The sequence below is a fragment of the Christiangramia pacifica genome (assembly GCF_057221535.1).
The window spans coordinates 1,450,729-1,465,734 of sequence record NZ_CM170146.1 but is presented as its reverse complement, the minus strand read 5'-3'; the positions used below and the strand labels follow the sequence as shown (position 1 = coordinate 1,465,734).

Genomic DNA, 15,006 nt, shown 5'->3' with positions numbered 1-15,006 from the left:
ATTTCAAAGAATATCGCAATTTATCTAATTGCCTAAGCATCTAAAACTTAATTAATTGTCAAAAAAACAAACAAGTTTACTAATTGATGCCATTTTCAAAAACTCTTTATTAAATTTAAGATTCTGACGATCAAAAAATTAAAACTCAGGATCTATATGCTAGAGAAGAGCAGAATTGTAATTGAAAACATTAGCCCGGTCATTAATTGTGGTGATTACCCCGTTAAAAGAGTAATTGATGAGATTGTAGATGTACAGGCAGATATTTTTGGAGACGGTCATGATATCATACAGGCTTCCATACATTATAAACATTCGGCAAAACGTAACTGGAATGAGACCAGGATGCAGCCTCATGAAAATGATTCCTGGAAAGGTGCATTCCAGGTTGAAACCCAGGGAAACTATGAATTTTATATTGAGGGATGGGAAGACCACGGGCTTAACTGGCGTCATGGAATTATTAAGAAAATCGAGGATTCTCAATATGTAAAATCGGAATTGCTGGAAGGCGCGGAAATTTTAAAGGAGATTCTACCAAAATCCACAAAATCTGATTCTGTATTGATCAAACGTGGGATCGCGGCTTTCAGCAATGAAGATCAATACGAAGAAGCCGTTAGCATATGCCTTGATGAAGAACTTGAAAATATACTTATAAAGTATCCATATAAAGCTGTTCCTTTTGAAACCAAAAAATTCCCTGTTTACGTAGACAGAAAAAAAGCCAGATTCAGTACCTGGTACGAATTTTTCCCGCGTTCAGCATCTTCAGAAGAAGGAAAACACGGAACATTTGCAGACTGCGAGAAAATTTTACCACGGGTAGCAGAAATGGGTTTCGACACGCTGTATTTTCCGCCAGTTCATCCTATTGGAGAAGTTAACCGTAAAGGAAAAAACAATGCTACCAATGCAGAGGATAATGATGTTGGTTCTCCCTGGGGAATTGGTTCAAAACATGGCGGCCATAAAGATCTGCATCCGGAACTTGGATCTTTAAAGGATTTTAAATCTCTGGTTAAAAAAGCACAGGATCTGGGTATTGAAGTCGCGATGGATTTCGCATTGCAGGCAGCACCAGACCATCCTTACGTAAACAAACATCCGAACTGGTTTAAATGGCGACCTGATGGTACCATACAGTATGCTGAAAATCCGCCGAAAAAATATCAGGATATACTTCCTATTTATTTTGAATCTGATGAGTGGAAGAAAATGTGGAAGGAATTTCTTGATATCGTACTTTACTGGATAGAAGAAGCAGGAATTCAGGTTTTCAGGGTGGATAATCCGCATACCAAACCATTTTATTTCTGGGGTTGGTTAATCGCCGAAGTCAAGAAGAAACATCCTGATGTTCTTTTTCTTGCGGAAGCATTCTCCCGTCCAAAGATCATGGAGCAACTGGGAAAACAAGGTTTTACACAATCTTACACCTATTTTACATGGAGAACCAATAAGCATGAGCTCACAGAATATGTGAACCAGCTAACCAAAACCGAATTAAGCGAATATTTCAGACCGAATTTCTGGCCAAACACGCCAGATATCAACCCATACCATCTACAGGGAGCAAATGAATCTATGTTTATGATCAGGTATTTTCTGGCAGCCACGCTAAGTTCCAATACCGGGATCTATGGCCCCGTTTATGAGTTTATGATTTCAGATGCCGTGCCGGGAAAAGAAGAATATAGAGATTCAGAAAAATACCAGATAAGCCATTGGGACTGGAAAGCTGAGAACAAACTGATGCGTGTAATCTCCAAGATTAATGCCGCACGTAATAATAACGCCTCCCTGCAGCAAACCAATAATATACAATTTTGCGAAATTCATGATGAAGGGCTCATAGCCTATTACAAATATGATCAGAAAAGGGAAAACCAAACTCTAATGGTTGTAAGCCTGGATCCTTATTATTCTAAGCAGGGATCGGTAAAAGTTCCTAGACATGAATTAGGCCTGGATCATGGTCAATCGATAACTGTTGAAGATCAGATCACAGGCAACTCTTACAATTGGGATCAAGAATGGTGTTATGTGGAATTGCATCCGGGAATGCCTTTCCATTTATTCAAAATAATTAAAAACTAAAAAATGTCAAAGCAGGCAAATACCAATGTAAATACTTCAGATTTTCAGTTTAAGAGCACCTGGGAAACGGCGTTCGAAGATCAGGAATTCATCAAGACTTTCAGCACTGAAATTCTTGAGGATTATATTCTGAAAAAACGCTGGTATGCCGGAAAATCAAGTACCTTAAAATATATTGAAGTTGTAGACCACTGTAAGCTTAGCTCAGAGAACAACACATTTTTCGGGGTTTTAATTGAGATCAATTTTAGTGAGGCTTTTTTCCAGGACTATTTTATTCCAGTTAGTTTTATACCCGGAGAAAAGGCTGATCTTGAAACAGGAACCATTATTGCGCCGGTCACCTTTCAGGGTGTGGAAGGTCATCTAATCGATGCTTTACATATTGAAGATTTCAGGATCGTTGTTTTCAATAGGATCATGGGTTATTCCGCGGAAAATAATCATCAAAAGATACTTTTTCACCGGTCTGAAACCATGAAACCCATGAAGTACGAGTCTTCAAAATTCATGGGTGGTGAGCAAAGCAACACTTCGATCATCTATAATGACAAGCTGGTCATGAAATTCTTCCGCAGGATCTATACCAGTAAAAATCCGGATTATGAGATCAGTCGTTTCCTAACTGAAAAAAGTAATTTCAGAAATATTCCTGCCTATGTTGGAAGCATCAATCTTGACCTCGATAATGGCGACACCATTACACTCGCTTTAATGCAAGACCTGATCGAAAATGAGGGTGATGCATGGAAATATATGCTGGAAGAGCTAAAATCTGTGTTTATCAATATCGAAAAGAAGAAGATCAAGGTTAAGAAATTACCAGACATTCCTCTTTATCAAAGACAACCAATCAATTCGATCCCGCCTGAAATAATAGATTTCGCCGGATTGAACATTTTCCTGAAAGTCTCGAAATTAGCCCAGCGAACTGCAGAAATGCACATTGCATTAGGCAGCGATATGCAGGATACCGCCTTCACTCCCACCAAATATAATGGGGATTATGCGGTTTGGCTTAAGAACAGGCTTATCTACATGTTCCAAAACAGGCTGAATACGATCGAGAATAATATGCATAAGCTCGATGGCGAAGCGCTGGAACTGGCAAAAGAATTCCTGGATAAGAAAAAAGAGATCAGGGAACATTTTCTGAATTTCAACTGGACCAGGATGAAAAGTGAAAGAATAAGAATTCACGGGGATTATCACCTGGGACAGGTGCTGGTAGATCACGATGATTTTTACCTGCTGGACTTTGAAGGAGAGCCGGAAAGCACAATTCAGGATAGAAAAGTTAAGCAGCCTCCATTAAAAGATGTGGCAGGAATGTTCAGATCTTTCCATTATGCTATATATTCAACGATCTTTAATAACGACGGAAGTTTTTCAACCTCCCAGGAAGATATGTTTGCAGCCGGGGAAGTGCTTTATAAATATATGATAGGCGTTTTTATGGAAACCTATGTGCATAAAGTGCAGGCTGAAAATTTAAATATTGGTTATAAACAGGAAATAGAATTTTTACTCGATTATTGCTTACTGGAAAAAGCAGTCTATGAGCTGGGATATGAATTAAATTCCAGACCTAGATGGACGATCATTCCTTTGAGAGGAATTGCCAGTATTTTAAAGAATAAGAAAAATTAAAAACCAACTATGAAAAAAGAAGTACAGGTACACTCTTTATTTTCAGATTTCGATATATCACTTTTTAGAGCCGGTAAGCATTACCGGCTTTATGAAAAATTTGGTGCACACATTATGGAAGTTAACGGCGAGAAAGGCGTTTACTTCGCAGTATGGGCACCATCTGCCAAAGCTGTTTCCGTAATTGGAGATTTTAATTACTGGCTGGAGGGAGAACATCCATTAAATGTGAGATGGGATGAAAGCGGGATCTGGGAAGGATTTATTCCGGGAGTGGAAAAAGGCGCGAAATACAAATACAAGATCCATTCGAATATCAATGACATGAAGCTGGAAAAAGCAGATCCATATGCTCTTAAATGTGAACATCCGCCAAATACAGCTTCTATCGTCTGGGATCTTGAGTATAAGTGGAAGGACAAAAAATATATGTCTTCCAGAAAAGATAAAAATTCACTAAGCAGTCCGTTTTCTATCTATGAAGTTCATCTAGGTTCGTGGCGTAAAAATATGGATGAAAATCGTTCATTAACTTATGTGGAAATGGCCGATGAATTGGTTTCTTATGTTAAAGAGATTGGTTTTACGCATGTAGAATTCATGCCGATCATGGAATATCCATACGATCCTTCATGGGGTTATCAGTTGACCGGATATTTTGCTCCGACTTCTCGTTTCGGGGATCCACAGGAATTCATGTATCTCACCGACGCTTTTCATAAAGCCGGGATTGGTGTTATTCTGGACTGGGTGCCTTCACATTTTCCGGAAGACAAACACGGATTAGGTAAATTTGATGGATCCCATTTATACGAACATCCTGATCCACGTAAAGGTTATCATCCAGACTGGAAAAGTTTGATCTTCAATTATGGACGAAATGAAGTAAGATCATTTTTAATTAGTAATGCGATTTTCTGGCTGGACAAATATCACGCAGACGGTTTAAGAGTAGATGCCGTAGCTTCAATGTTATATCTTGATTATTCACGTGAGGATGGGGAATGGGAACCTAACGAGCATGGAGGAAGGGAAAACCTGGATGCCATCAGTTTTGTACGTGATCTAAACACGGAAGTTTACAAAAGCTTTGAAGGCGTTCAAACTATCGCTGAAGAGTCTACCTCTTTCCCAATGGTTTCGAGACCTGTAGATCTTGGCGGACTCGGATTTGGAATGAAATGGATGATGGGCTGGATGCACGATACGCTTGAATATTTCAAAAAAGATTCGATTTACAGGCAATATCATCAAAATGATATCACCTTCAGTATGACCTATACTTTTACGGAGAACTTCGCTTTACCGCTAAGTCATGATGAGGTAGTATACGGTAAAAAATCATTATTAGGACGAATGCCAGGTGACTATTGGCAGAGATTCGCCAATCTGAGACTTCTTTATTCTTATATGTTCACGCATCCCGGAGCAAAATTGCTCTTCATGGGTGCTGAAATTGGTCAGTATGAAGAATGGAATTATAATACTAGCCTGGACTGGCACTTACTGGATTACGAACCTCACCAGGGAATTAAAAAGGTTCTGACAGATCTAAATAAACTTTATAAATCTAAACCAGCTTTACATGAAAAGCAATTTTCTGCTGAAGGATTTGAATGGATCTCTTACGACGATAGTCAGAATTCAGTTTTATGCTACCTGAGAAAAGGAGAAGATCCTAAAAAATCACTGGTGGTTGTTTGTAATTTCACTCCAACCGTATTAAAAGATTACAATATTGGGCTTCCTGAGGGTGGAAAACTCAAAGAGGTTTTCAATTCAGATGATAAAAAATATGGTGGTTCGGGAATCAAAAATAAGAGCATTAAAACCAATAAGAATTCTTTTCACGGAAGAGAGCATTCAGCTAAAATAACTATACCGCCACTTGGCTGCGTAGTATTTGAAATTTTATAATTAAGCATAGCATATTTCAAAGGAATAAACTTCTTTTGTAACCGACTAATAAGACCGCAAAACTATGATTACCAATACAGAACTTGAACACAAGGGGAACCTATACCCTAGCGGATTGATCTCATATGAGCACGATCAGGATACCATAAATTTTATCACGAAGAACGGAGTTAGACTTCAAATTACCGTACTGCGTGATAATATGTTGAGACTTCGATATTCTACCAATGGTATTTTTGAGGATGACTTTTCCTACGCAGTAGATGCAGATCATCCACATGGTTTCAACCAGCTAAAAGTTGAAGAAGACGATACCCATATTATTGTTACCACTGAAAAATTCATTTGCAAAGTTGCCCGTGATGATATCCGGGTAGGAATGTATGATTTGAATGGCAAAACGATTCTGGAAGATGAACTCGGTTTTCACTGGGAAGAAAGTTTTGAATTCGGTGGAAACTTTGTAAAAATGAGCAAATCTTCAAAAGACCAGGAAAATTTCTTCGGTCTGGGAGATAAGCCAACAAACTTCAACCTTAAAGGTAAACGCCTTAGTCTTTGGAATACCGATCAATATGCCTACGGAAAGGACACCAACGAGTTATATAAAGCTGTTCCATTTTATATGGGACTTCACGGAAATCTTTCTTACGGTATATTCTTCGATAATACATTTAAAACGCATTTTGATTTTTGCAGCGAGAGAAGACATGTTACCAGTTTCTGGGCAGATGGTGGAGAAATGAATTATTACTTCATTTACGGACCACAGATGTCTGATGTGTTAACAACGTATACAGATCTTACCGGAAAACCTGAATTACCACCTATGTGGGCGCTTGGTTTTCATCAATGTAAATGGAGCTATTATCCGGAAAGCAAAGTAAAAGAGATCACTTCAAAATTCAGGGAACTGAATTTCCCGTGTGACGCTATTTACCTGGATATTGATTATATGGATGGTTTCAGATGCTTTACCTGGAATAAGGAATATTTTCCTGACCCAAAACGAATGGTAAGCGAACTGGAAGCCGACGGTTTCAAAACAGTTGCGATCATAGATCCGGGAATCAAGATCGACCTGAATTACGATATTTTTAAAGAAGCTCTTGATAAAAATTATTTCTGTAGAAGAGCAGATGGTCCATATATGCGCGGAAAAGTTTGGCCTGGAGAATGTTATTTCCCAGACTTTACAAATCCTGCGGTAAGAGAATGGTGGAGTGGACTCTACCGTGAATTAATCGGAGACATTGGCGTAAAAGGGGTATGGAACGATATGAACGAACCTGCCGTAATGGAAGTTCCAGGAAAAACTTTTCCCCTGGATGTTAGACATGATTATGACGGCCACAGATGCAGCCACCGAAAAGCTCATAATATTTATGGAATGCAAATGGCTCGTGCGACCTATGAAGGTGTTAAGAAATTTAATTTTCCTAAACGACCATTCATCATTACTCGGGCGAATTATTCCGGAGGGCAGCGATACACTTCCACCTGGACTGGAGATAATGTGGCTAGCTGGGAACACTTATGGCTGGCCAATGTTCAGATACAAAGATTGTGCATGAGTGGAATGAGCTTCGCAGGATCTGATATTGGAGGATTTGCCGAGCAACCTTCAGGAGAGCTTTACGCGAGATGGCTACAGTTGGGAGTTTTCCATCCTTTCTGTAGAGTGCATTCTTCCGGAGATCATGGTGAACAGGAACCTTGGTTCTTTGGAGAAGAAGTACTGGATATTTCGAGAAAATATGTGGAGCTGAGATACCAGTTATTGCCTTATTTGTATACTGCTTTTCAGAAATATGTTCATGAAGGAACTCCAATTTTAAAACCTCTGGTTTACTTTGATCAGGAAGATGTCCAGACACACTACAGGTCAGACGAATTTATTTTCGGAAATCAGATTCTGGTTTGTCCTATTCAGGAGCCAAATGTACAGGGAAGAAGAATGTACATTCCTCGTGGCAAATGGTACAACTTCTGGAATGACAAGCTAGTTACCGGTGGTAAGGAAATGTGGGTAGACGCTCCTTTGGATATTGTACCCATGTATATCAAAGAAGGTGCGGTAATTCCAAAATATCCTGTTCAACAGTATGTTGATGAATTGGACATGGAGGAGATCAACCTGGAAATCTATTACAAATTAGGTAAGGAAAGTTCAGAGTTTTATGAAGATGCGCATGACGGCTATGAATATCGCCAGAATATCTACAGCTTGAGAACTTTCAAATTAACCGGTAGGGAAGATGGGATTATAGTTCAGCAGCATAAGAGCGGTAAATACTCTGCACCTTACTCAAAATTCAGATTAAAATTCCACGGATTACCTTTTGAAATTAAAAAAGTGATCTACGAAAATGAAGAAATTCCGCTAGAAGATCTGCAATACAATGCCGAAAATAAAACAATCCTTGTAGATAAAGACTTCAGTGACCTGCATTTAGTAGGATAATCAGTCTTCACTATAAATTAATTAGCCTGTCTCATCAAATGATGAAGACAGGCTAATTTTTGTCAGGGCACTATACTAAACTGATCTATCTTCTAGAGAATCTGTCAAACTGTAGCCATAGAATTTTTTAAACGAACTATAGAATAATTTCGGACTGGAAAATCCAGATTTGTAGGCGATCTCCATGACATTCATATCAGTATGCTCCATCAGGTCTCGGGCATAATTAAGCCTAGTGAATTCCATGAAATCCTGCGGTGAAAGATTTACCAGGCTTTTTAGTTTCATGAAAAGCGTATTGCTGGTAATGCTCAAAGCAGCACTGAGATCATGAACTGAAAAATTTTCATTCCTTATATTCTGCACCACGATATCGCTAAGGTTCGTAATGAATTTTGCATCGCTTTCATTTTTGAATTTCACTTCGGTGGCTTCCACATGAGATTTCACATAAGAATTTCTTAAATCACGCTGCCAGATTAATATTTTCGTGATCTTGGAAAGTAGAAGATTAATATCAATCGGCTTTCTAATCACCTCAACCATATCTTCTAATTGATCTTTGCTAAGCATCTGTTCTTCATCAGCAACTAGAAAAATATTGATGTGATTAAGCCCGATATTTCTTTTAAGCATTTTTGAAAGCTGAAACGCATTCATGTCTGGTAAAACCGTTGCTGATATTATAATATCCGGAAAAATCATCCCTGCTTTCTCAATACCTTCTTCTGCATTTACCGCCTGATAGATCTGGCAGTATTTACCAATACTGTTCACCAGAAGATTCCTGGTTTCATCATCGCTTTCTATGATCAGGATCTTGCTTTCACTAAGATTGGTGATCTCGGTTGGGAATTCGGTTTTTGGAGCAGCTTTTGTTTTTTCTGCCTTAAATATCGCTGCAGCTCTTTCCGGAACTTTACGGTAATCCTCCTTTTTATTTTTCAGTACTGCGGTAAAGGTAGAACCTTCATCTTTTTCAGTCTCGTAACTAAAACTTCCTCCCGCTTTTGCAATGAGATCCTGCGCCTTTAGAATATACCTCAGTCCGCTTTTATCTCTGAACTTCATATTCGGGTTTAAGGACTTTCTCTTTTCCAAAATCTTCAGGTCATGCTCTGGAATTCCTCTTCCATTATCAGTGATCTGAATTTTAAGATCTCCAATACTGGTCTGGATCAAATTCATCAAAACTTTGCCTTCTTTAATAGAATAGCCTGCGCTACCAGATATTAAGCTAAAAATAATCTTGTCCAACATTTCCAGGTTATAATAAAAATCAGATTCTCCCCATTGATCATTTACGATCATTTCAAGATCTTTCATTTTATAAACGGGCTCAATTTCTTTTATCACCTGCGGAAGATGTTGCTGCATATTGATCCTTGAAATTTCGTAAACAGATTCCTGGTAGCTGAAATTCAGGATCTGGTTAAATAATTCATCAAATCTTGCTGCGTAGCGCTGAAGATCATCATGACTTCCCGGCTCAGCCGAAGCCGAGATCTTACTCAGAGACTTCACGGCACTTTCTACAGGTTTTTTAAACTCTTTCTGAAGCTGTTCCCGTAATTCAGCTTTGGCTAACTGATCGGCATTCTTTGAGCGTTTTATGAATACAAAAACAAAGATCGCGATCGATGCCAGCGCACTAATTCCCATAAAAAGGTAAATGCTACTTATCGTGCCAGCAACAGCCTCTACATTTATTTCAAGATTCTCAGGTTTTGTCCAGGCAGCGTCACCTAGTTTACTCCTTACTTTAAAAATATAATTCCCCGGGGCAAGATTTGAGTAACTCGCGGTATTCACCGAAGATGGTTTACTCCATTCTTCATCCAGACCTTCCAGTTTCCAGGAGTAAACGATCGATTCTGGAGCGAGATGCGAAATGCCCGCAAATTCAATTCTGAAGCCTTTAGTTTCGTCTATGGAAACCTCGTTTTTGCCGCTAAGAAAAATGTTTGACTTTTTTTCATCTTTTTCCGAAGGAAGCGTCAGTTTCTTCAATTCCAGCCTTGGTTTGAATTCCTGCTGCGCCAACATGGTTTTTGGCTTGAAAACATTCACTCCTTTTGGACTTCCAATAACCAAAGCTCCATTTTTTAGCATCGCTATGTCTGAAGTAAGTTCGTTACTGCTAAGACCGTTCAACTCTGAAAAAACCTTTACCTCTTTATTTTCGGGATTATAAAATGCCAAACCTTTATCTGTTGTCAGCCATAATCCCTCTTTCAGGTCACCGTGAAGCGAGGTAATATTATTAGATGGTAAGCCAGATTCAGAATCAATTATTTCAACTTCTTCCTTTTCAAAATCATAGCTAAGAAGTCCGGCGCCTTCGGTAGCGAAAAGACTTAGTCCGTCATGGGTGATTTTTAGATCGTTCATAGAATAATACAGTAGATCCTGATTTGCACTTAAAGCATCAAGATCAGTAATTCTACCCGAGTTGGGATCTAAAGAATGAACCCGGGAACGGGTCGCAATAATCATCTTTTTCGGACCTAATTCTGCAATCGCTTTTACCTCTTTAATAGGATAGTTTTTGATTTCATTCGCCGGACTGATCCTCGTCACAAAAGTATCCTCTCCTCCTACCCATATATTTTTTGAAGCGTCAACAAACAAAGTATTTGCATGCTTAACCTTCGTTTTAAACAAGGCATCTTCAGAATAATGAGCTCTTAATAGCGTATTAATATTGATCTTGTAAACACCGTCATCTGCAGTAGCCACCCAAATATGTTCACCAGTAGCCACAATATCGGTAATATTATCCGGTTCATTTAACTGCCTGGCATAATTAAGGTTTTTAATATGTCGCCAGCGACCGGTTTCCGGGTACCAAATGCTTAATCCCTTTCCGGTTCCAAACCAAACATTTCCATTAGAATCTGTTTGAGCCGCAGTGACAAAATCATCTGCCAGGCTGGAATATACCAACGGGTCATTCTTTAATTTATCAATGGCAAAACCTGAAAAATTCTGAAGAAACAATCCTTCCTTCGCAACCATCCACAAAGAATTCTGTTGGTTAAAAGCAAGCTGATAAATATTTTCCGGGTAATTCTCAGTAGATTCTTCAATTCTTCTCAAATCCTTATTCAGCCTGAAAACGCCATTTCCATTTGTAGAAATGATCACCTCATCATCAAATTTTTCCAGATCTGTGATCTCAGAACTCGAAATTTCGTATGGGATCGTGTAAACCTTTTGAACATTTTTCAGCTGAGCATCGGTCATTAAAATACCGCCAGATTTGGTACCGAAAAGGATTTTATCATCAAGGGCAAGCGCGCTAGTAATATTCAGGTTTTGGAGATACCCCATATCCAGTTTATTGAATTTCCCAGAGCGTCTGTCTATGGTTAAAATTCCGTTAGGTCCTACAAAAACGATCTTCTCTCCAAATAATATAATATCTGAGGCTACAGTATTCTCTGAAAGAAATCTAGAAATTCCATAATCTTTTTCTTTAGAATCGATATTCAGCTTAAAAATACCGTTCTCTGCAGCTAGCCAAAGTTGCTTACCAGGATCTTCAAGCATGCTGTAGATCTTCCCGGTGATATCACTAACAAATGAAAATGCATTTTTCTTTGCATTAAAAAATGCAAGTCCGCGATTCCCCGAAAGCCAGACTTTATTTTTAGAATCGGTATAGGTTTCCAGAAAAATGGAGCCTATTTCTTTGGGTACTCCTCTAAATTTATTGAAGTCTTTTACCTCAATAGAATTGTAGGCCATGACTTTCATGGGAGTAGTGATCCAGAGATTATCTCCCAGATCCTGCTGAATATGCACTTCTTCGGCTTTAATAAAAGGCTCAACAGCCTTAACCCTTTTTACTGAATTTGAGTTCTGTCCGATAGACGTACCGGCAATTCCTAGAATAAATAGAAAGGAATACAAAACTCTAAATTTAAAATGCCCCAAATCTCAAAATTTAGTTGTTTGAATCAGGGTTAATTTAGGAATTACTGTAATTACAACTTGCTGTTTTGTAAAGTTTTAGAGTGTATTTATTAAGACGATATTAACAAAATAAAGAAAGAATTTTCATACACCTGAGATTGCAGAAATAAAAAAAGGCTAACAAACATACAATCGCATATTTCGTTAGCCTTCGTGTCAACCCTTTTAACGATCAACAACATATAAATTTACAAATTAATTCTATTCCGTAACCAGCAGTTTAAAAAATGACAGAAATTACGGGTTTTCCCCTACGTTTTTGAAACAGGTTCAAACCCTTCAATAATGTAAAAGGTTTGGAAACATGACATTCGTCATTATTCAAGAGACCTTCCTTTCCCAAATTTGTATTGATTTTAAAACTGATCAATATGAAACCTTTCATCTCTTTAAAACTTCTAATTCTCATCCTCCTGATGGGATTAGGTGTGAACGCTCAAAACTTTCAATTTGATAATGATGCATCAAGCATAATCATCTACGGAACTTCCAATATTCACGACTGGACAATGGAGGCTTCCAGAAGCACCGGAATTCTTAGCATAGAAAAAGCTGATGAAAAGCTTTCAGAGATCAAATCAATGGAAATGACCATCAAAGCAGAAGGCCTGGTAAGCGGTAAAAGCGGTATGGATAAAAATACCTATAAAGCACTGAAAACAGATCAGCATAAATCTATTACCTACCAATTGAAATCTGTTAAGGGTTTTACCGAAAAATCTAAAGGAGAATACCAGGTAAATACCACGGGACAGCTTCAAATCGCGGGAGTCAAGAAGGATATCGATCTAAAATTCAACCTCGACATGGAAAATAACAAGATCATTATTAACGGTAAACATGAGATAAAAATGACGAGTTATGGAATAGAACCGCCTACAGCCATGTTCGGTTCCATCAAAACGGGTGATGTGATCAAAGTAAAATTCAGAGCTCAATTCAATAAATAATTCTTCAACCTTAAAATAAATGATATGAAAACTATTACTAAATATTTCAGTATGGTGCTAATTGTGATGATAGCTTCTACTGCAGCTGGACAAAACAAACGCGATCTTGATAATTTCAGAGCGCCAGACCAGAGAGGAATTAATCAATTTGAAGCACCTAAAGACAGTCTAAATACTTTTGATGGTGTACAAGTTAGAATTGGCGGAGCTTCCACAATTCAGTTTCAGGGACTGGAGCATGAAAACTCAGGCAATGAAGCGACTCCGGTTTTAGAAGAAATCGGGAAGAACTTCAACCTGGCTACAGCAAACCTAGATCTTGATGTGGCTCTTTATGACGGAGTTAGAATGCATCTAAGAACCTATCTTTCTTCTCAACATCACCCGGAAGCATGGGTAAAAGGAGGGTATATTCAAATTGATAAACTGGATTTTATCAGTGAAGGTTTTGCCAAGGATATCATGGATAAACTTCGAATTAAAATAGGGCATATGGAAGTGAATTACGGTGATGCTCATTTCCGAAGAACAGATAATGCCATGGCGCTTTACAATCCTTTTGTGGGAAATTACCTGATGGATAGTTTTACAACCGAAGTAGGCGCCGAAGTATATTATTTTAGTGATGGCTGGTTGGGAATGGTTGGTATGACCAATGGTAAACTAAACCAGTCTGTAGAAAATCCTGAAACCACCAGTCCTTCTTTCGTGGCAAAATTTGGGTATGATGATTTTGTTAGCGAAGACCTGAGGTTAAGATTAACCGGATCTGTTTATCATACCGCCCAAACCGCCAGCGCTTATTTATATAGTGGTGACCGTTCTGGAAGCAGGTATTATACAATCTTCACAGATATTGATGGAAATGGCGACGGCTTTAGAGCAGGCCGCATAAATCCCGGACTTAGAAATGAATTGACATCTATCATGATCAATCCATTCCTGAAATATGGCGGACTTGAATTTTTCGGAATCTATGAACGAGCACAGGGAAAATCGGCTTCTGAAGCCAGCGAAAGAACCTGGAACCATTATGCGGGGGAATTGATCTACAGATTTGGTGAAACTGAAGACCTTTACCTGGGAGGAAGATACAGTCTTGCCGAGGGAGAACTCCAAAGTGGCGATGACGTAGATATCAATAGATTTCAATTAGGCGCGGGTTGGTTCATGACAAAAAATATCCTGATGAAATTAGAATATGTCAACCAAAAGTACAACGATTATCCCGTGACCGATATTCACAATGATGGAAAATTCAACGGATTTATGGTTGAAGCTGCCATTAGTTTCTAATGTTTGAATGATGCTATCGGGTAGAATCTCATTATCGATATTCTACCCGATTTGGCGTTACAAATTCATATCAAATGAAAACGCTACCAACATTTTTGATGATCCTGTTCTTTTCTCTCTCAGTTTATTCACAAAAAGATCTTGAGAAAGAAAATATTAGCATTTTAACTGAAAGCACCTTGACCATTATTGGCAGAACGAATATAAACCAGTTTAAATGCAACTTTGATATCCAACTAATTTGCGAGCCAAGAACCTTCAGCTATTCCTATGAAGATGATAAAATAGTTTTTCGTGATCTAAAATTAAAATTGCTAACCAATGGTTTTGATTGTGGCAATAAGAGAATGAATTCCGATTTTCAGGATCTATTGAATAATAAAGTCTACCCATCCATCGATATTCAAGTTTCTCGTGTAGAATTAATATCTTCAGAACACGTAAAAGCTTTTATCCGGGTAAAGCTCGCTGGAAAAGATAGAGCTTACCAGTTGCCCATACAATTGCAAGAAGAACGGTTCCGCGGAAAATTCAATATCAATATTCGGGATTTTGGTCTGAAGCCACCAACCAAGGCATTAGGATTAATTGAAGTTGACGAAATGATCCAGATAAAATTTGATCTGAAAGTCAGGGAATTATATTAGAAAT

Annotated in this window: 8 protein-coding genes; 7 read left to right on the top strand and 1 reads right to left on the bottom strand. The window is 38.4% G+C overall.

The features are described 5' to 3' along the window. Positions 1-156 precede the first annotated feature (156 nt). From AC2S94_RS06715 to AC2S94_RS06700, 4 genes are all read left to right on the top strand, one after another. Entirely contained in the window at positions 157-2,100 is a 1,944-nt protein-coding gene (locus AC2S94_RS06715) for an alpha-1,4-glucan--maltose-1-phosphate maltosyltransferase (RefSeq protein WP_484630701.1), read from the top strand. A 3-nt stretch (positions 2,101-2,103) separates the two neighbouring features. After that, positions 2,104-3,750: a maltokinase N-terminal cap-like domain-containing protein gene (locus AC2S94_RS06710; RefSeq protein ID WP_484630700.1), complete on the top strand. Its 1,647-nt coding sequence runs from the start codon at positions 2,104-2,106 to the stop codon at positions 3,748-3,750. A gap of 9 nt (positions 3,751-3,759) precedes the next feature. Beyond that, positions 3,760-5,667, top strand: a complete 1,908-nt coding sequence (gene glgB / locus AC2S94_RS06705) for a 1,4-alpha-glucan branching protein GlgB (protein ID WP_484630699.1) — start codon at positions 3,760-3,762, stop codon at positions 5,665-5,667. Between the two features lie 64 nt (positions 5,668-5,731). Then, on the top strand, positions 5,732-8,131 hold the full coding sequence (locus AC2S94_RS06700) for a glycoside hydrolase family 31 protein (RefSeq protein WP_484630698.1): 2,400 nt from the start codon (positions 5,732-5,734) through the stop codon (positions 8,129-8,131). Between the two features lie 75 nt (positions 8,132-8,206). Here AC2S94_RS06700 and AC2S94_RS06695 read toward each other — a convergent pair whose 3' ends face one another. Continuing rightward, a complete protein-coding gene (locus AC2S94_RS06695) occupies positions 8,207-12,046 on the bottom strand; it encodes a hybrid sensor histidine kinase/response regulator transcription factor (RefSeq protein ID WP_484630697.1) in 3,840 nt (1,279 codons plus the stop codon). A 434-nt stretch (positions 12,047-12,480) separates the two neighbouring features. Between AC2S94_RS06695 and AC2S94_RS06690 the strand changes: the two genes are divergently transcribed. From AC2S94_RS06690 to AC2S94_RS06680, 3 genes are all read left to right on the top strand, one after another. Continuing rightward, positions 12,481-13,059 carry a YceI family protein gene (locus AC2S94_RS06690; RefSeq protein ID WP_484630696.1) on the top strand — a complete coding sequence of 193 codons (579 nt, stop codon included), beginning with the start codon at positions 12,481-12,483 and terminating at the stop codon, positions 13,057-13,059. Positions 13,060-13,083: 24 nt separating this feature from the next. Next, positions 13,084-14,355: a hypothetical protein gene (locus AC2S94_RS06685; RefSeq protein ID WP_484630695.1), complete on the top strand. Its 1,272-nt coding sequence runs from the start codon at positions 13,084-13,086 to the stop codon at positions 14,353-14,355. Between the two features lie 74 nt (positions 14,356-14,429). Continuing rightward, positions 14,430-15,002 carry a YceI family protein gene (locus tag AC2S94_RS06680; protein WP_484630694.1) on the top strand — a complete coding sequence of 191 codons (573 nt, stop codon included), beginning with the start codon at positions 14,430-14,432 and terminating at the stop codon, positions 15,000-15,002. Positions 15,003-15,006: the final 4 nt, after the last annotated feature.

Excerpts from the sequence above, each read along its gene's own strand:
- AC2S94_RS06715 (WP_484630701.1), top strand. The coding sequence starts at position 157 with ATGCTAGAGAAGAGCAGAATTGTAATTGAAAACATTAGCCCGGTCATT.
- AC2S94_RS06710 (WP_484630700.1), top strand. The coding sequence starts at position 2,104 with ATGTCAAAGCAGGCAAATACCAATGTAAATACTTCAGATTTTCAGTTT.
- glgB (WP_484630699.1), top strand. The coding sequence starts at position 3,760 with ATGAAAAAAGAAGTACAGGTACACTCTTTATTTTCAGATTTCGATATA.
- AC2S94_RS06700 (WP_484630698.1), top strand. The coding sequence starts at position 5,732 with ATGATTACCAATACAGAACTTGAACACAAGGGGAACCTATACCCTAGC.
- AC2S94_RS06690 (WP_484630696.1), top strand. The coding sequence starts at position 12,481 with ATGAAACCTTTCATCTCTTTAAAACTTCTAATTCTCATCCTCCTGATG.
- AC2S94_RS06685 (WP_484630695.1), top strand. The coding sequence starts at position 13,084 with ATGAAAACTATTACTAAATATTTCAGTATGGTGCTAATTGTGATGATA.
- AC2S94_RS06680 (WP_484630694.1), top strand. The coding sequence starts at position 14,430 with ATGAAAACGCTACCAACATTTTTGATGATCCTGTTCTTTTCTCTCTCA.